The 17,522-nt window shown below is 69.5% G+C and carries 20 protein-coding genes; 14 read left to right on the forward strand and 6 right to left on the reverse strand.

Annotation, left to right across the window (positions count from 1 at the left end; genetic code table 11):
- The first annotated feature begins 370 nt into the window (after positions 1-370).
- The 6 genes from ON04_RS07875 to ON04_RS07900 all read left to right on the forward strand — a co-directional run bounded on the left by ON04_RS07875 (position 371) and on the right by ON04_RS07900 (position 6,249).
- On the forward strand, positions 371-1,327 hold the full coding sequence (locus tag ON04_RS07875; RefSeq protein ID WP_010541058.1) for a type IV toxin-antitoxin system AbiEi family antitoxin domain-containing protein: 957 nt from the start codon (positions 371-373) through the stop codon (positions 1,325-1,327).
- 315 nt (positions 1,328-1,642) lie between these two features.
- Positions 1,643-2,749, forward strand: a complete 1,107-nt coding sequence (locus ON04_RS07880; protein WP_141564698.1) for a YihY/virulence factor BrkB family protein — start codon at positions 1,643-1,645, stop codon at positions 2,747-2,749.
- A 37-nt stretch (positions 2,750-2,786) separates the two neighbouring features.
- Complete coding sequence (rfbB, locus tag ON04_RS07885) at positions 2,787-3,815, forward strand: dTDP-glucose 4,6-dehydratase (protein WP_010541060.1); 1,029 nt, start codon at positions 2,787-2,789, stop codon at positions 3,813-3,815.
- Positions 3,812-4,693: a glucose-1-phosphate thymidylyltransferase RfbA gene (rfbA, locus tag ON04_RS07890; protein ID WP_010541061.1), complete on the forward strand. Its 882-nt coding sequence runs from the start codon at positions 3,812-3,814 to the stop codon at positions 4,691-4,693. Before rfbB ends, rfbA begins: the two co-directional genes overlap by 4 nt.
- Positions 4,694-4,767: 74 nt before the next feature.
- A complete protein-coding gene (gene rfbD, locus ON04_RS07895) occupies positions 4,768-5,673 on the forward strand; it encodes a dTDP-4-dehydrorhamnose reductase (protein ID WP_010541062.1) in 906 nt (301 codons plus the stop codon).
- Positions 5,674-5,682: 9 nt separating this feature from the next.
- Positions 5,683-6,249 carry a YdcF family protein gene (locus tag ON04_RS07900; RefSeq protein WP_010541063.1) on the forward strand — a complete coding sequence of 189 codons (567 nt, stop codon included), beginning with the start codon at positions 5,683-5,685 and terminating at the stop codon, positions 6,247-6,249.
- A gap of 59 nt (positions 6,250-6,308) precedes the next feature.
- Here ON04_RS07900 and ON04_RS07905 read toward each other — a convergent pair whose 3' ends face one another.
- Positions 6,309-7,172: an oxygenase MpaB family protein gene (locus tag ON04_RS07905; RefSeq protein WP_010541064.1), complete on the reverse strand. Its 864-nt coding sequence runs from the start codon at positions 7,170-7,172 to the stop codon at positions 6,309-6,311.
- Positions 7,173-7,366: 194 nt separating this feature from the next.
- Here ON04_RS07905 and ON04_RS07910 point away from each other — a divergent pair, with 194 nt between their 5' ends.
- The 6 genes from ON04_RS07910 (at position 7,367) to ON04_RS07930 (ending at position 11,109) form a co-directional block, all read left to right on the forward strand.
- On the forward strand, positions 7,367-8,173 hold the full coding sequence (locus ON04_RS07910; RefSeq protein WP_010541065.1) for an SDR family oxidoreductase: 807 nt from the start codon (positions 7,367-7,369) through the stop codon (positions 8,171-8,173).
- A 3-nt stretch (positions 8,174-8,176) separates the two neighbouring features.
- Positions 8,177-8,728 carry an LpqN/LpqT family lipoprotein gene (locus ON04_RS07915; RefSeq protein WP_010541066.1) on the forward strand — a complete coding sequence of 184 codons (552 nt, stop codon included), beginning with the start codon at positions 8,177-8,179 and terminating at the stop codon, positions 8,726-8,728.
- A 70-nt stretch (positions 8,729-8,798) separates the two neighbouring features.
- Complete coding sequence (rfbC, locus tag ON04_RS07920; RefSeq protein WP_010541067.1) at positions 8,799-9,458, forward strand: dTDP-4-dehydrorhamnose 3,5-epimerase; 660 nt, start codon at positions 8,799-8,801, stop codon at positions 9,456-9,458.
- A gap of 42 nt (positions 9,459-9,500) precedes the next feature.
- Entirely contained in the window at positions 9,501-9,635 is a 135-nt protein-coding gene (locus ON04_RS17210) for a hypothetical protein (RefSeq protein ID WP_010541068.1), read from the forward strand.
- Between the two features lie 144 nt (positions 9,636-9,779).
- Positions 9,780-10,556: an enoyl-CoA hydratase gene (locus ON04_RS07925; RefSeq protein ID WP_010541069.1), complete on the forward strand. Its 777-nt coding sequence runs from the start codon at positions 9,780-9,782 to the stop codon at positions 10,554-10,556.
- Positions 10,557-10,584: 28 nt separating this feature from the next.
- Positions 10,585-11,109 (forward strand): arsenate reductase/protein-tyrosine-phosphatase family protein, encoded by a 525-nt coding sequence (locus tag ON04_RS07930; protein ID WP_010541070.1) that lies wholly within the window; start codon positions 10,585-10,587, stop codon positions 11,107-11,109.
- A gap of 49 nt (positions 11,110-11,158) precedes the next feature.
- On the opposite strand, the gene ON04_RS16830 is transcribed toward ON04_RS07930, so the two are convergent.
- Positions 11,159-11,320: a hypothetical protein gene (locus ON04_RS16830; protein WP_010541071.1), complete on the reverse strand. Its 162-nt coding sequence runs from the start codon at positions 11,318-11,320 to the stop codon at positions 11,159-11,161.
- A 39-nt stretch (positions 11,321-11,359) separates the two neighbouring features.
- Between ON04_RS16830 and ON04_RS07935 the strand changes: the two genes are divergently transcribed.
- Positions 11,360-11,713, forward strand: coding sequence for a DUF4229 domain-containing protein (locus ON04_RS07935; protein WP_010541072.1), 354 nt, complete (start codon positions 11,360-11,362; stop codon positions 11,711-11,713).
- A gap of 76 nt (positions 11,714-11,789) precedes the next feature.
- On the opposite strand, the gene ON04_RS07940 is transcribed toward ON04_RS07935, so the two are convergent.
- The 4 genes from ON04_RS07940 to ON04_RS07950 form a co-directional block, all read right to left on the reverse strand.
- Positions 11,790-12,476, reverse strand: a complete 687-nt coding sequence (locus ON04_RS07940) for a hypothetical protein (RefSeq protein WP_141564700.1) — start codon at positions 12,474-12,476, stop codon at positions 11,790-11,792.
- Between the two features lie 277 nt (positions 12,477-12,753).
- Complete coding sequence (locus ON04_RS15730; protein ID WP_238529267.1) at positions 12,754-14,895, reverse strand: FtsX-like permease family protein; 2,142 nt, start codon at positions 14,893-14,895, stop codon at positions 12,754-12,756.
- Positions 14,896-14,922: 27 nt separating this feature from the next.
- Entirely contained in the window at positions 14,923-15,318 is a 396-nt protein-coding gene (locus ON04_RS17055) for a hypothetical protein (RefSeq protein WP_238529268.1), read from the reverse strand.
- The gene (locus ON04_RS07950; RefSeq protein ID WP_010541074.1) at positions 15,315-16,070 is read right to left on the reverse strand and encodes an ABC transporter ATP-binding protein; all 756 of its coding nucleotides are present in this window, start codon (positions 16,068-16,070) and stop codon (positions 15,315-15,317) included. The genes ON04_RS17055 and ON04_RS07950 overlap by 4 nt, the downstream gene beginning before the upstream one ends.
- A gap of 157 nt (positions 16,071-16,227) precedes the next feature.
- On the opposite strand from ON04_RS07950, the gene ON04_RS07955 reads away from it, so the two are divergent.
- Positions 16,228-17,415 (forward strand): hypothetical protein, encoded by a 1,188-nt coding sequence (locus ON04_RS07955; protein WP_010541075.1) that lies wholly within the window; start codon positions 16,228-16,230, stop codon positions 17,413-17,415.
- The last annotated feature ends 107 nt before the right edge of the window (positions 17,416-17,522 follow it).

Here is a 17,522-nt window from a genome sequence, read left to right on the forward strand (position 1 = left end):
GCCGCCCGCCCCCTGCCCCCCTGCCCCCCTGCCCTCGCATGCCGAACATCTGCCACCGTCGATGAACTCCCGCCACCGCCAACGCTCGATCTCCATGCATCCGCCACCGTCGATGAACTCCCGCCACCGCCGCGGTTCGTGCGCGAGTTCATCGCCGGCAGCGGATGTCATGGAAGCGGGACGACGTGGAGGCCGGGGGGTCGAAGGCGCGTGGCGGGCTGGTCGAGTTGCCGGGTCGTCGCTGGTCGTCGCACTCGGGATGCCCGCGACTCGACAAGGTTATCCACAGCCTCGTACGCCTCCACAGGCCGCACCGGATTGAGTCGTCGCAGCCTCGATCGTCGCCGGACCCAGCCGCATACTCCGGAATGTGGACTACGAACAGAGCCCTCCGACCATCCTCACCGCCGCTGACCTTCTCGCCCGTGGCTACAGCCGCCGGGCGCGCGAATACGCCGAACGCCACGGGCGGCTGACACGGATCCGACACGGCGTTTACGCCCTCGGGGCAGAGCTGCCGACCGGCCTCGGAGCGCAGGAGGCCATGCTCGAGATCCGCTCGCGGGCCGCCGCGCCAACGCTGACGGGGGGCACGGTCCTCTCGCACGCATCCGCGCTGGTGATGCATGGCCTGCCCGTGCACGCGATGAATACCGGGCAAGTGGTGACCACGCGCCACCGGCCTGGCAGCGGCAGTAAGCGCGGGGATCGGATGATCTGTCACAGCACGGATCTGAAGGGGGCCGTTGTGGAAATCGACGGCATTCCTGTCACCAGTCCAGCGCGAACGGTCGTGGACGTGGCCCGCAGCGAAGGATTCGCCGGTGCGGTGTGTGCTGCTGACGAGGCGCTGCGTCGAAAGTTGTGCACCGGCGAGCAATTGCACGCCGAGCTCGACGCCGCGGTCGGCCGGAAGGGCATCGCCCGTGCGCGAGCGGTGGTGGGGTTTGCGGATGCGCGTGCGGAATCCGTGCTCGAGTCGCTGAGTCGGGTCTCGATCAGCCGCGCGGGCCTGCCGATGCCGGAGTTGCAGGTCCCCTTTGTCCTGCCCGACGGCAAGCTCGCGATTGTGGACATGTTCTGGGACGAATGGCAGCTCGTGGGCGAGTGCGACGGGACCGGGAAGTACGGGATCGACGACGGCGAGACGGCAGTTCGCCGTCGACTACGCGCGGAGAAGAGCCGCCAGAACGGGCTGGAAGCGCTGGGGCATTTCTATCGCGGGTGGCAGTGGCACGACTGGCGGGATGGCCGAGTCCCGGAGATCGTGCGCGCGGCGATGCGGATCAGCGAGCGCAGGGGGTACGGGGCGCGTCAGGTGAGCTGATGATCCCGGCGATCCCGGCGATCCCGGCGCCCTGCGCGCCCGCCCGCAGCTGCACAGGCCCGCCCGTGCCCGCCCGTGGCTGTGCTCGACCTCGGCCGCCCGGTGCCTCCACGAATCTGCCACCCGCCGTGAACTCGCGCGGGTCCCCCGGCGGTAGCGCGAGTTCATCGACGGTCGCGGGTGTGCGTCGAGCGTGCAGGCGCGGGTGCGGATGCTGGGGAGCGGGGCGGGAGGGCGTGCAGGCGCGGGTGCGGATGCCAGGGAGTCGGGCGCGGCTGAGACACGGATAAGTCCCCAGCGGCCACAATCGGAGACATGACGTCGTGGCACAAGATCCGGCAGGCCGTCCGCAGGAGGTCGCGGCTGGCCCGAATGGTCCTGTGGCGTTCGGTGACCGAATTCCTCCGCGACCGTGGTGTCGACCTCGCGGGCTCGCTCACCTTCTACGGCGTGCTCTCGATTTTCCCGGCGCTGCTGGTCGTGCTGTCGTTGCTGGGCATGTTCGGTCAGGCGCAGTCAACGGTCGACGCGGTGACCGCGATGCTCTCGGACATCGCCCCTCAGGAAGTGCTCAATCAGATGCGCGGGCCCATCGAGATGCTGTTCACCACGGCGGCGGCGGGTACGGCGCTGGCGGTGGGTACGACGGTCTCGATGTGGTCGGCTTCGCGCTACGTACGAGCGCTGGGACGGGCGATGAACCTCGTTTTCGGAGTCGATGAGGGACGACCCGTGTGGCGCCTGTGGCCGTCGGGGCTGTTCCTCACAGCATCGCTCACCGTCCTGGTTGCCGTGGGCGGGCTCGCGCTGGTGTTCACCGGTTCGGTGGCGGAGAGAGTCGGCGGCTGGATTGGCCTCGGTGAGACCTCCCTGATGGTGTGGGAGATCGCAAAGTGGCCGACGGGCGTGGCGTCGGCAGTGGTGGCGCTGGGCCTGCTCTACCGCTTTGCCCCCAACATCGCGGTTGTGAGGTTCTCCTGGGTGACGCTCGGGGCGGTCGCGGCGTTGGTGGTGATCGCCGGGGCCACCATCGGTTTCAGCTACTTCGTTTCCCGGTTCGGCGACTTCAACCAGGTCTACGGCTCGCTCGCGGGCGCGATCGTGTTTCTCGTGTGGCTCTGGTTGGTCAACATCGGAGTGGTGTACGGGATGCGCCTGGACGCGGAGGTCCTCCGGATGCGGCAGGTCCTCGCGGGGATGCCGTCGGAAGAGGTGGTGCATGTGACACCGCGCTCGACGACCGCATCCACGGCGAGCGCGCGTCGGCGGGCCAGGATGATCGCCGAGTATCGCGCACTGCGACTGGAGGCCGATCCGGACGCCGTCACCGATGGGGTCGACGAAGCCGACGAAGCCGACGAAGCCGACGCCACAGGCACCTCAGAAGGCACTGCTACCGACACCACTGCGGCCCGCCGGTAATCCGGGGTGCGGCGGCGGCGACGGTAAGGTTATGCCCATGCGCCTCGTCGTCACCGGGGGAGCCGGGTTCATCGGCGCCAACTTCGTCCGCACGGTGGTCCGTGAGTACCCGGACGCTCATGTCACCGTGCTCGATTCCATGACCTATGCCGCCAATCGCGCGAGCCTCACCGATCTGCTCGGCAGCCGGGTCGTGCTGGTGGAGGCGGATTGTGCGGACGCCGTGGTCACGGAGCAGTTGGTTGCTGGACTCACCGGGCCGAGTGATGCGGTGGTGCACTTCGCGGCGGAAAGCCACAACGACAATTCGCTGTCCACGCCGTGGCCTTTCGTGCACTCCAACATCATCGGCACCTACGCGGTGCTCGAGGCCTGCCGTCGCCATGGCGTGCGGCTGCATCACGTGTCGACCGACGAGGTGTACGGCGACCTGCCGCTGGACGACCCGGCCAAGTTCACCCCGGACACCGCGTACAACCCGTCGAGTCCGTACTCGGCCACCAAGGCCGGCGCCGACATGCTGGTCCGCGCGTGGGTGCGCAGCTTCGGGGTGCGTGCCACCCTCAGTAACTGCTCGAACAACTACGGACCGCGTCAGCATGTGGAGAAGTTCATTCCGCGGCAGATCACCAATATCCTCGACGGGCGTCGGCCGCGCCTTTACGGCAGTGGAGCCAATGTGCGGGATTGGATCCACGTGGACGACCACAACTCGGCCGTCCTACGCATCCTCGCTGACGGTGCACCGGGCCGCACGTACCTCATTGGCGCCGACGGTGAACACTCGAACCTTGAGGTCATGCGCACGATCTGTGAGCTGATGGGCGTCGCGGGCACGGATGGTGACCCGGGTTTCGACCATGTGACTGACCGCCCCGGCCACGACCTGCGCTACGCGATTGACGCCTCCGTTACCCGCGCGGAGCTGGGCTGGGCGCCCGAGCACACTGATCTGCACGCGGGATTGCAGCAGACCATCGACTGGTACGCCGCCAACCGGGATTGGTGGGAGCCGGTCAAGGCGCGCGTTGAGGCGAAGTACGCGCAGACGGAGCGGGTGCTGTGAAGGGGATCGTCCTGGCCGGCGGCAGCGGCACGCGGCTGCGTCCACTGACGCTCGGCACGAGCAAGCAGCTGATGCCGGTGTACGACAAGCCGATGATCTACTACCCGCTCACCACCCTGATGCTGGCGGGGGTCACGGACATCCTGGTTATCACCACGCCCGAGGACGCGCCGCAGTTCCGACGCCTGCTGGGCGACGGTTCGCAGTTCGGGATCTCTCTGAGCTACGTCGAGCAGGCGGAGCCGAACGGTCTGGCGCAGGCGTTCATCCTGGGTGCGGACCACATCGGCGACGAGCCGGTGGCGCTGATCCTGGGCGACAACATCTTCTACGGTCCCGGGATGGGCTCGCAGTTGCGGCGCTTCTCGGACCTGGACGGCGGCGCGGTCTTCGCTTATCAGGTGGCGAACCCCCAGGAATACGGCGTGATCGACTTCGATTCGCAGGGCCGCGCGATCAGTCTGGAGGAGAAGCCCGAGAACCCTACGTCGGAGTTCGCCGTCCCGGGCCTCTACTTCTATAGCGCCGACGTGGTGGAGGTGGCCCGGGAGCTGGAGCCTTCGGCCCGCGGTGAGTACGAGATCACCGACGTCAACCGCCACTACCTGCACGACGGCAGACTCCGGGTGGACATGCTGCCACGCGGCACCGCCTGGTTGGACACCGGCAGTCACGATTCGCTCCTCGACGCGGGCAACTACGTCCGCACCATCGAGGACCGGCAGGGCCTCAAGATCGGATGCCCGGAGGAGGTCGCGTGGCGGATGGGATACATCGACGACGACGACCTCGCTGACCGCGCACAGGACCTGCTCAAGTCCGGCTACGGCGGATATCTGCTGGAGATCCTGCGCCGGGAACAGGGGCGCAGGCCGTGACGGCGGCGGGGCAGGCGGGTCAGGGGCCTGGCCGGCGGGGGAAGTACCAGTCTCCGCACCTTCCACGACTTCTGGTGACGGGCGGCCGCGGACAGCTCGGTTTGGGGCTGTCGGGCGTCGCCGATGCGCCGGGTCGTGACGACCTTGACCTGACGGATTCGGCTTCGATCGCCACCGCGCTGGACCGGTACGCGCCCGAGGTCGTGGTGAACGCGGCCGCGTACACGGACGTCGACCGCGCGGAGTCCGACGAGGCGGCCGCGCGGGCGATCAACACCGACGGGGTGGAGTCACTCGCCGTGGCGTGCCGTGACCGCGGGATCCGGCTCATCCACATCAGCACCGACTACGTCTTCTCCGGCGCGGTCCCCGGTGGCGGTGATCCGGCCACGGCCCCCGCGCTCGAGCCCCACGACCCGACCGCACCGACCACGGCGTACGGGCGGACCAAGCTCGCCGGGGAGCGTGCGGCACTGGCGGTGTACCCCGAAACGACAATCGTGCGGACGGCCTGGCTCTATACCGGCGGGATGCGGGTGATGCTCGGACAGCCGGGCAGCGATTTTGTGGCCACCATGATCCGGCTGGAGTCCCAGCGGGAGACGCTGAACGTCGTGAACGACCAGTGGGGCTCGCCCACCTACGTCGGCACGCTGGCCGATCGCCTGCTGGGACTGTTGTCCTGGGAGAAGGCGGGCCGGGTCGATGCTCGAGGCAGGACCCTGCATTTGGCCGGCGCTGGCCGGGCTACCTGGTACGACCTGGCACGCGAGGTGTTCACGCTGCTGGGTGCCGACCCCGACCGGGTGCGGCCCTGCACCAGCGAGGAGTTCCCGCGTCCCGCGCCGCGGCCGACCTTCTCCGTGCTGGCGGACACCGCGTGGCGTGAGCTCGGACTCGAGCCGCCGGGGGACTGGCGCGGCGATCTCGCCCCCGGAATCCTGGAGCTGGCGCACAACCGTAGGACACAGGGCGAATAGACCGTGGGCATGCGCGTCCGGGGCGTTCGCGTCCTGCGGGGAATGACGATGGCCGTCGCCGCGGCGGTGGTGGTGTCTGCGCTCGCACTCACCGCGTGGGGCGTGTTCCTCCTGCAGCCCCGCGGCGACGACCCGGTGCGCGCGGACGCCGTGGTGATGCTCGCCGGCGCGGACGACGGCCGGCACCTCTACGCACGCGACCTCGTCGAGGCGGGCTACGCCGACACTCTCCTCGTGAGCAACCCGGGCGGCAACTCCGAGGTCGTGGCCCGCCGGCTGTGCACAGGCCTCTCGCGCCCCGCCGACGCCGAGGTGGTGTGTTTCTCCCCGGATCCGCGGACCACGTGGGGTGAGGCTCGAGCGGTCGCGGCGATCGCGGACGCGCGTGGGTGGGAGCGGGTCCTCGTCGTCACAAATAAGCCCCACACCCTGCGGGCCGGCACGTGGATGCGGAGCGCCACCGGGCTGGACGTGCGGATGACACCCATCGAGACCGTGGACTGGGCGATGCTGCCGGTGCACCTGGTGTGGGAGGCCGCAGGGTGGGTCAAGGGCGGGGTCAACAGTCACTGGTGATCGCTCCGCGGCGGCCGCGGCGACACGGCGGCCGCGCCGACACAGCGGCGTGCAGGGTCCTAGGCTCGGGTCCGCATGGCGGAGGGAGCCGCGATCGGGGCTCGCGTGGTGAGTTGGGAAGCGCTCAGGCGCTCGTGTGCCCGCGTGATGCGACCGAACACCGCGGCGCGGTCGATGGGCCTGTTCGGCAGATCCAGGGCGCGCCGCACGTCCGACGGCACGAGGCTCGCCGCGGCGTCCACGACTGTGGTGCAGGAGCGGTGGGCGATCACGGAATTCTCCCTCACGCCCGGGCACTCCAGCGCGGTCTCCCGAAGGCGGCGCGCGACGCGGCGTCCGGTCGCCGTGGCGCGCACGCGGTCCCGGGCCCCTCGCAGTAACTGCTCGAGTTCACGGACCGAGGTGGGGAACGACCGGGCGCCCTGCAGTATCGCCACGCGCTGCCACTGACGCACGTACAGATCCGACTCCATGACAGTGAGCGGATGCTCGGCGAAACGCTGGAACGCGGCGAGCAATGCCCACGTGGTGGCGGCCTGCGCCCACTCGACCGCCTCCGGATCGGACCCGTAGAAGTAGTCGCCGTGCTCCGTGTGCCCGGAGAAGGCACTGCGGTCGCGGAACGCGTGCTCGATGGTCACGACGGCGTCATCGACGGTCCCGAAGGTGGAGATCTCCACCAGGTCATGGAGGTAGTCGTCGGCGGACCACGGGGTCTCGGCGCCACCGCAACTGGCCATCACCGCTGCGTACGAGGGGTTGGCCGCCAACATGAGCAGTGCCGTGGTGATTCCGATCGGGGTTGCGGGATCGCCATGCACCCGCCAGATGGGCTCACCCGGGCGGAACCAGCGCGGGCCGGGGATATCCAGAATCGAACACTCTGGTGCGCCCGCGACACCGCGTGGGGCTAGTGGTGACATGCGCACGACCTGGGGTTGCAACGTCCCACGTGGGGACCTCCGGATTGGACTCAGCTGACTCTATCGCGGACCTTGCCGACAGTGAAGAATACGGGAGGGGTTCACTGAGAAATTCTGTGAGCGCGTGACGGTGCTGGGCACCTAGGCTGATGACCAGCACCCAGAATGTTCCCAGAACCCGCAAGGAGCCGACAGTGTCAACTACCCCCCTTCCCGCCCCCCGGACAGGGCCGATCGTCCCCGATCGTTTCGCCGGCCGCACCGCGCTCGTCACCGGCGCCAGCCGCGGAATCGGGCTGGGCATCGCCCGCCGCCTGCTCGCCGAGGGGGCGTCGGTGGTCATCACCGCGCGCGGCCAGGAGGGGCTCGACGGCGCGGTGGCCGATCTCGGATCCCCGGACCGAGTGCTGGCGGTGGCGGGAAAGAGCGACGACGAAGACCACCAGCGCGACGTGGTGGCCCGGGCCGAGGAGTCGTTCGGCCCCATCGATCTGTTGGTCAACAACACCGGCATCAACCCGGTCTTCGGCCGGACCGTGGACGTGGACCTCGCGGCGGCCCGCAAGATCACGGAGGTCAACGCGATCGGCACCCTGTCGTGGACGCAGAAGGTCTACCACTCCGGACTGGGCGAGCGCGGCGGAGCCGTGGTGAACGTGGCGTCCATTGCCGCGCTCGCGCCCTCGCCCGGTATCGGCTGGTACGGCGCCACAAAGGCGCTCGTCATGCGACTGACCCAGGAGCTGGCGGTGGAGGTCGGGCCGGCCGTGCGCGTCAACGCCGTGGCTCCGGGAGTGGTCAAGACACGCTTTGCCGAGGCGCTGTATGAGGGCCGCGAGGAGGCCATGTCCTCCGCACTGCCCGCAGGGCGCCTCGGAGTGCCCGACGACATCGCCGGGCCCGTGGCGTTCCTGCTCTCGGACGACGCGCACTGGATCACCGGGCAGACACTGGTCGTGGACGGCGGCGCCCACATCGTCGGTGCGGGACTGCAGGGCTGACAGATGACATCCATCCAGGAGTACTGTGCCTCGACTGGTCGCGAGCTCGCGGCGAGCCCGCCGATGGCGGTGGCCGCCCAGCCATTGACCTGGGTGGACAGTGCGCCGTGGCAGCGCATCGAGTCGCCCGACCCGTCGGCGGTCATCTACGTGGACCCGGGTGCGCACCGTGACGGGTTCACGCCCAACGCCGTGGCCACCTGTGCGCGCGTGGCACCGGCCATGTCGACGGAGACTGCGGTCGACATGATCGCCGCCACCGCGGAAGCGCTCGGTGGCTGGACGCCACTCGAGCAGGTGGCCGGCGAGGGCGACGAGTCCGCGGGCGCCGCTCACAGCGTCTACCGCTACCTGAGCGGCACGTATACCGCCGAGCCGGGCGACCTGGCCACGTCGAGCCTCATCGTGGGCTGGAGCGACGCCGAGGCGACCTACGTGTTCCAGTTCGTCGTGACCGGCTGGCAGGACGATATGTCCCTCCACCGCGACGCCATGAAATGCGTCCTGATCGGGGAGTGGTCAGCCGCGCAGATCGTCGAGGCGATGCGGGGCTGACACCCGGCGGTCGGCGTTGTGGGCTGGCGATAAGGTGGGCAGCATCGGACTAGGGGAAGGCGGGACCGGCGTGCAGCTGCGCGAACTCAGCGTGACGGGGGCGTGGGAGATCACCCCCCGCCAGATCTCCGACGATCGCGGGGTGTTTCACGAAGCCTTCACCGACACGGCGTTTCGCCGAATGTCCGGTCACCGCTTTGATCTGGCGCAGGTCAACGTGTCGGTCTCCGGCGAGGGCGTGCTGCGCGGACTGCACTTCGCCGAGGTCCCGCCGGGCCAGGCCAAGTACGTATTGTGCCCTGCCGGGACGGTGTTCGACGTGGTGGTGGACGTGCGCGTCGGCTCGCCCACCTTCGGCGAGTGGGCCGGGGTCATCCTCGACTCGGTCGAGCAGCGCGCCCTCTATATCCCCGAGGGGGTGGCGCACGGCTTCCTGGCGCTCGAACCGCAGTCCACGGTCATGTATTTCTGCTCCGAGGGTTGGCGTCCCGGAGCGGAGCACGTGATAGACGCCTTCGATCCCAAGATCGGGATCGACTGGCCTTCTATGGCGCTGGACGGCACCCCCATCGAGCATGTGATGAGCAGCCGCGACAGCGACGCACCCAGCCTCCTCGACGTGGCGGCAGCGGGGCGCCTGCCCAGCTGGGAGGCCTGCCAGGCGCATGTGGAGCGCCTGCGCGAGGCCACCGCTCGTGTCGATTCGGAGTGGCGCTCCGAGCCCCTGTGACATACCCTATGGGGTATCCAGTTCCGTCGTGAGGAGATCACCATGTGTTACCCGGTTCCCTGCAGTGTGTGCGGCAAGACCACCTGGGACGGATGTGGCGAGCACGTTGACGCGGTCAAGTCCCAGGTGGCCGCTGGCCAGTGGTGCGACGGCGAGCACCGCGCCGACGCCAGCTGAGCAACGCCCGAACCGGAACGCACGCGAACTGGCCCGATCAGGCGCACCGCGACGGGGGAGTCGATGCCGACTTCGCCACCTGTGATACGGACCACAGGGTAGAACCGGTGGAGACGAACCCCTCGTGTCCTCCGGAGGCCCAACGTGAGCACCCCCTTTGTCCTTATCGAACGCAGCGGACCGATCGCGCGCGTGATCCTCGACAGGCCCGAGCGGCGCAATCCGCTCTCGGTGCAGATGATGAGCGAAGTCACGGCGGCGATCCGCGAACTGGGAAGTGACCCGACCTGCGGCGTGGTGGTGCTCACCGGCTCCGGCCCGGCGCTGTCCGCGGGGCACGAGATCAGCGAGATGGTCGACCGTAGTCTCGAGGACGAGCGCGAGGTGTTCACCACCTGCGTGGAGCTCATGGAGACGATCCAGGCCATCCGCCAGCCGGTGATCGCCGAGGTACAGGGCCACGCTATCGCGGCCGGCTGTCAGCTAGTGGCCACCTGCGACCTGGCCGTAGCCGTGGATACCGCCCGATTCGGTACCCCCGGTGTGAAGATCGGCCTGTTCTGCTCGACCCCGATGGTGGCGGTGTCCCGAAACATCGGTCGCAAGCGCGCCATGCATATGCTGCTCACCGGCGAGACTATCGACGCGGCAACCGCCGTGGACTGGGGATTGGTCAACGAGGCGGTCCCGGCCGAGCAGCTACGGACACGCGTGGACGAGTTGGCCACCCGGATCGCGGATGCCAGCCCCCTGACGCTCGAGATCGGCAAGCAGGCCTTCTATCGGCAGATCGACCTACCTCAAGACCAGGCGTACATCCAGATGGCCGAGACCATGGCCACCAATGCCGTCACCTGCGATGCGCAGGAGGGGATGACGGCCTTCCTGGAGAAGCGCACTCCGCAGTGGCGCGGCGAGTAGCCCGACTCTGCCGACTACGATCAGCGGCATGGTGATCTCGGTGATGACGGTCTGTACCGGCAACATGTGCCGATCCCCGTTGGCCGAAAGGCTGCTGGCCGCGCGGTCGGCAGCCGCTGGGCTCGACGTGGTGGTGGACTCGGCCGGGACCAAGGCGGCCAATGGTGTGGAGATCCACCCCGAAACCCTGCGCGTGCTCGAGGGGTACGGGGGCGACGGGTCCGGATTCGCCTCGCGGCTACTCACCCCGCGGTTGATCACGGGCCACGACCTGGTGGTCACCGCCACCCGCAAGCATCGGGACGCGGTGCAGGAACTCGCGCCGCTGATGTGGAAGAAGACGTACACGATCCTGGAGGCCGCGAAGCTGGCGGACGCGGACGAGTTGCTGACCATCGCCGGGCTGGCGAGGGCGCGGCTCGGGATCGACACGGACGACCCGGCGCTGGACGTGGAGGACCCCATCGGTCGTGAGCCCGAGCTGTTCGACCGGACGGGCGCGCAGATCAGCGACGCCGTGGACTCCATCGTCCGACTCCTGGCCCGCAGCTGACCGCGGTGAAGCCAGGCCCAGGGCGGGTGGCCGCAATCGAGCAGGTCTTTCAGGGATCCAATGGTTTACGACGGTCCAGATCCCTCAGGAAGTCGGGGTCGTCGTCGGGCGCGATCACGCGCGGAGGTTCCGGCCGTGAGCCGGGCCCGAAGGCACGCCACAGCAGGATCGCCACGGTCACCACACCGATTATTGCGAACAGCCAGATCACTCGAACCTCCTTTCCACCAGGGTACGTATCCTGGAGACCATGAGCGAGCGAGACGAGTCAACCAAACCCGAGAACGGGTCGGCCCTCACGGAGACCGACCCGCAGGGCACCAGGCCTGGTGCGCGACTGGCACGCAACATGATCTTCTATACCGTCGTCCGACTGCTGCTCGTCGTCGCATTGACACTGGCCATCCTCGGGATCGGCAGCCTGGTCCTGGACGGAGGCTTCCCGCTTGTGGTGGCGGCGATCTTCGCTGTGATCATCGCCCTGCCCCTGTCGATGGTTTTGTTCACCCGCCTGCGAGGGGAGATCAACTCGGACATCGCCGCCGTGGATGCCGGGCGCCGGGAAAAGCGTGAGGATCTGCGGCGACGGATGGACGAGGCCTGACACTCACTGCTGCGTCCGGGGCGGTCTCTGCTGAGGTCCGGGACCGATCCGCGAGCGGTGAGCTCGGTGGGAGGACCTAGGACGGCCACCGGAATCGCGGAAGGCCCGAGGGCTGCTGGGGTCCGAAACGCCCGTCGGAGGCCGCGGAACCCTCCGACCCGGTGGATCCGAACGGGCCGGGCGGCCTGGTGGCGGTGACGGAGGTCGGGGGGGTCCCCGGCTGCGGCCGCGGCGCCTCGGTCACGGTCGGGACCGTGGTCGGAGCGGTGGGCTCAGTGGATCCCCGTGTCGGTGTGTCCGATTGGTCGGTCCCGGGGTTCGTGGTCGGTCGCGGTTCACGGGTCCCGGTAGGCTCCGCTGGATCAGTCTGCCCAGGGGTGGTGGCGGGGGGAGAAGTCGCACCTGTGTTCTCCGGCGAGGTCGCCGGTGTCCCGGTCCCGCCGGGAGTCGTTTCGCCCGGCTGACCTTCAACCGGCTGACCGCTGGTGGGCCCACCCTCGACGGTGGTCTGGTCCTCGTCCGCGATCTCACGATCGGGGTCGGTCTCAGTATCAGTCGGTGAGTTGGGACCCGCGTCCGTACGTGGCTGGGCGGGAGTCCACTCGTAACCGGGCGACTGCGTCTGCGTTTCCCGCTGGGGAGCGAACGTCCCCGCCTCGGTGTCAGGCACGTAGAGCGCGCCCGGGGCCGGCTGGACACCGATGTAATAGCGGCTGAGGCAGTGGTCGGTGACGTTCTGCGTGCCGTCGGTGAAGATGGTCATGCCCGGGGTGCCACCATCGGCCTCGGTGGCGCATCGTGCGATGAACCGGCCCGGCTGAGACTCGCGATCTGTTGGCTCGGACGGCGACGTCAGCTCAGCGGACGAGGCGGACCGTGGTGCTTCGGAGAGCACCTGTGGTTCCGGCTGCGCGCATGACGCTGCCACCAGCGCAATCGCGCCGGCGGACAAGAGCACCCAGTTTCGCATAACGATAGTGTCTCAGTTCTGTCAAAGGATGGCTACCGGAACGTGACTTGCGGGTTATCTACCCGTGGTTCTAGACCCCGACAACCCGAGCCCGGACGGCACCGAGAGAGGCGACCGCCGCAGCCGTGACCGCGGCGAGCACGCCGCCGATCCCCACGCGAACCAGGTCGGTCGTCGGTAGCTCTATGTTACCGGTGATCTCCGCGCCCACGAGAGCTATTGCGCCTGAGATACCGAACAGTATTCCGAGCAGTACTCCCAGTACGGAGGCGCACGCCGCCACCAACGCGGTCTCCAGGACTAGCATCAGCCACACTCCGGCGCGCGTGACGCCCACCCCGCGCAGTAGGGCGATCTCGCGGGTCCGTTCCCGCACTGCCAGGGTGAGCGTGTTGACCACGCCGACCAGTGCGAGCGCCACCGCCACGGCCAGTAGCAGTGAGCTGGAGGTCAGCACGATATCGACCGAGTCCGCGATCTGTTCACGGGAGGCGAAGCTCTCGGTGACGGCCAGATCGGGCGCGGCGTCCACTGCAGTGGACCGCACTTCCCGCAGGGCGGACTCGAGTTGGGCTCCCTCGAGCGAGGAGTCCATCCGCAGCCACAGTTCGGTCCGGGGGATGAACTCCTCCGGCACCTCAATGTCCGTGGGCCACGGGGATCCATCGGGCAGTTGCGCGACCGGCCGCGCGGGAACGCTGCCGGGGGCGGCCAGCGCCCACTGGTCGCTCGTCCGGCGCACCACGAGGTCCCGGCCGTCCTCGTCGGAGAAGAAGGTGAAGTGCACGGTGTCGCCGTCGCGCGCTTCGGCGGCCACGGGGGAGGACTCGGGGAGAACGATCTCGCCCGCGCCCGGAAGCACCAGGTCCCGCCGCATGACCTCGCGGATCTGCTGCGGATCGGCGACACGCAGTGCGGTTCGCTTTCCCTCGGGGTCCTCGGCGTACATACCGGTCACGACCAGGGAGTCGGCCACGCCCGGGGTGTCGGCGAGAGCCTCCGGCAGTCCGGCGGGTAGCACGCTGTCAGGTGAGGTCACAGCCACGTCCAGGGGCACGCGGTCGACCAGCCGGGCCTGGATGGCGGGGCCGAGCAGCGAGATCCCGGTCACCATCGTGGCGGTGAGGGTGACGCCCACCAGTACCGCGGCAGAGGTCGCGGCGGTGCGCCGGGGGCTGCGGGCGGTGTTGCGGGCGCCCATCAGCCCGAGTGGTCCCAGGAGCAGGCCCACCACCGTCCCCACGGCCCCGAGCACCGTCGGAAGCGCGCCGGCCAGCAGAGCCAGCACGCCGAGGAACGTCAGTACACCCCAGGCTCCGGCCCCCACGACGTCGCGGGCGTCGACCGCCTGGGACAGGCTCCTCCAGCCCACCGCGGCGACGGCGGCGCCCAGCACGATCATCGTCAGACGGCGCCACCAGGGGTCGGGGCGGACGTCCGCTGGGCGCAACGCCTCGACCGGGCTGCCGGAGGTCGCGCGCCACAGTGGTAGCAGTGCCGTTACGAGGGTGACGCCGATGCCCACCGCGGCGGCGAGCAGATAGGCACGGCCCGGCACCTCGACCACCTCCAGCGGGATCCGCACCCCGAGCCTGGGCGCCTCCCGGGCGGCCACCGAGACGCCGAACCTGCCCAGTGCCAGTCCCAGGCCGGTGGCCAGGGTGCCCACCAGCAGGGCCTCCGCCATCCCGGACAGGCGCAGCTGCAGCCGGGAGGCGCCCAGGCAGCGCAGCAGCGCCGTCTCGCGTACCCGCGCCGCGAACACCACCGCGAACGTCGTCCCGATGACGAGTGAGGCCACCGCCACCGCCAGCACCGTGAACGCGACCAGTGCGCGGGCGTAGACATCCCGGTTTCCCATGAATGCCTCGGCGAGCGCGTCCGCCTCTGCGGCCCCGGTGGACACCTCCACGGCAGTCGTTCCGGGGATCTGCGCCAGCTGGGTCTCGATCTGCGCGGCCAGGGTCGCGTCGGGGACGGAGCCGTCACCCGCCACCCGGACGTCGCCGCCCGCGCCATTCGGTGCCCACTGCTGCACCTGCTCATCGACCGTGTAGAGCGGGAACGCGGACTTCATGTCCGGCTGGCCGGCCAGGTCGAACAGGCCTACCACCGTGACGGTGGCGGGTTCGGATTCCCCGTTCGGCTGGACCTCGAACGTGGTGCCCAACGGCATGTCGGCGTCCGCGCGGATCGCCACCTCCCCAGGCACGGCGGGCAGTCGCCCGTCTGACAACGTTTACCAGCGCAGGCCGTCGTCGAGCGAGAGAGCCGTCGTCGTCGTCACCTGCTGGGCTCGTCCCTCGGCCCGGACCCGGACGTACGTCTGCGAGTCCACGGTCGTGGCCCTCACCCCGGGCATCCCGGCGATCGCCTCCAGGCCGAGCCGCTGCGCCTCGGCGACCTCCTCGCGTGCGGCTTCCGAGCTCGCCGACGTGCGGTCGCCCAGGTTCTGGACCAGGACAGCCGTGTCGGAATAGCGCATGCCGAACGTGGCGTCTGCGCTCGCGGCCATCGTGCGCAGGACGCCCACGGAGGCCAGGACGAACGCGACCGCGACCGCGATCGCCAGGATCGTGCCCAGATAGCGACCCGCGTGCGCGCGCAGCTGACCCAGGATCAGGCGCGGGCTCACGCGGTGGCCGACCGACGGCCGGACAGGGAACGCATGGCGGCGTCGACGGCCTCGGCGGTGGGGGAGGAGACCTCGTCGGCGATCCGGCCATCGGCCAACACCAGGGCGGTGTCGGTGTGCGCGGCCGCGTTGGCGTCGTGGGTCACCATGACCACCGTCTGGCCGGTCTCGCGCGCGCACGCTCCGAGCAGTTTGAGGACGGCCTCGCCCGATTCGGAGTCGAGGTTTCCGGTGGGCTCGTCGGCGAACACCACGTCCGGCCGCGGCAGGAGCGCCCGCGCGATCGCCACGCGCTGCTGCTGTCCGCCGGACAATTCGTGCGGGCGCCGGCGGAGGAGGTCGCCTATGCCCAGCTCGCCCACGAGGTCGTCGAACCGGGTTCGGTCGGGGCGTCGGAACGCCATCCGGACCGGCAGCACGATGTTCTCCCGAACCGACAGGACCGGCACGAGATTGAAGGACTGAAAGACGAAGCCCACCCGGGTGCGGCGCAGGCGGGTCCGGCCGGCGTCGCTGAGACGGGTGACCTCGGTGGAGCCGATGGTCACCGAGCCGCGGTCCGGGGTGTCGAGGCCCGCCAGACAGTGCATGAGAGTGGACTTGCCGCTCCCGGACGGACCCATGACGGCGGTCCACCGCCCCTTGTCGATGGCCACGGTCACCCCGTCCAGCGCCCGGACCTCCACCCGCCCGTGGGAATAGGTCTTGCGCAAGCCGTGGGCCCGGATCGCGATCTCGGGGGGTGGGGTCACAGGAGTCCTTTCGTAGGCGTGGCGTCCGCAGGTGAGTGTAAGGACAGGGCCCGACACACGGTCACTTCTGTGGCTCATGTGATTTTTGTGACGTATGGTGCTTGTGTGACTGGGCAGGGCCCGGTTTTTCCCGCCTCCCGGACGACAAGGTGACCTCATGATCCAGCGAAGCATCCACCGCACCGCCCCTCGAACCCGCTCCCTCGCCCTCGGTGGCGCCCTGGCCGCGCTCGCCGTGGTCGGCGGCGGAACCCTGGTCTCCGTCGGTGTCCCGACCGACATTGACGCGGGCGACATCCGCCTGGCGCAGAACGCGACCGCACAGGACGGAGCCGGCCAGAGCGCTCCCGGGCAGGAGATGCCCGTGGGCGTCGCCGTGAACCTCGATCTCGAGCCCGTTGTGGCCCGCGCGGCCGGGGGCACCATCCCGGCCGGAACCACAGTGCAGGTCACTGGCCTGCCCGATGGGCTCACGCAGGACGGCTGGGTCATCTCCGGCACGCCGACCCGCGCCGGCGAGTACGAGGTCCTGGTGACGGTCTCGAATTCAGGGGTCTCGAAGTCGCAGAAGGTCGCCCTCACAGTGACCGACGGCGAGACCACCACTGACGACGACGCCACCACGACCGATGGGGCGACCACGACCGGAACCGAGAGCGCCGAAGCCACGACCACCGCCACGGGCACTCCCGGTGCCAAGCCGGCGAGCGCGCCCGGGGCCAACGGTGCCAGCGGCGCAGACGAGGATGCCGACGAGTCCGACGCCATCGCACCGGAGGGTGAGACCACCGCGTCCCCGTCCCCGTCCCCGTCCGCCACCGCGGGCGAAGAAACCAACGAAACCGACCCCACCCTCTCCGCGGCACCCGGCGACCCGACGCAGGCCGGGTCCTCCGAGGAGGGCACCGGCGACGGGGCCACGGCAGGAGAGGGCGACGCCGAGAGCACCTCACCCGACCTGTGTGCGACTCTCGGAGACGGCCAGCTCGACGGCGCCTCGCTGGCTCAGCTACTGCCTTTGGTAACCGGAGACGACGAGTCGGCGTCCTCGGGGATCCTCATGGTCATCCTGAACGCCGTCGTCAGCCTGCTTCCGTCCGTGCTCGGTGACAGCGGATCAATGGGCGAGCTCGGCTCGGCCGGACAATTCCTCTGCACGATCTCGCCGTCGCTGCTCGGCGGAGGCTCGGGCGAAGGCCAGGCGGGCGGCACCGGGGCGGGCGGCACCGAAACCGATGTCGAAACCGAGGCCGGCGCTGCCGAGGCCGGCGCTGCCGGCCTGGGAGGCGCCCCGTCGGCGCTGCTCGGAATGCTCACGAACGGTGCCGGCAGCACGGGTCAGTAGCGCTCGGCGCATCTGGCGAGAACCCGTCCCGGGCGCGGACCGCCGGGCTAGGGTTCTCTCGTCGACGTCAAGTGCCCCGCGCGGGGCAGAGGCGCGATAGTCGTTCG

Origin of the sequence: Dietzia alimentaria 72 (genome assembly GCF_000226215.1) — a bacterium.
Taxonomy (GTDB): Bacteria; Actinomycetota; Actinomycetes; order Mycobacteriales; family Mycobacteriaceae; genus Dietzia; species Dietzia alimentaria.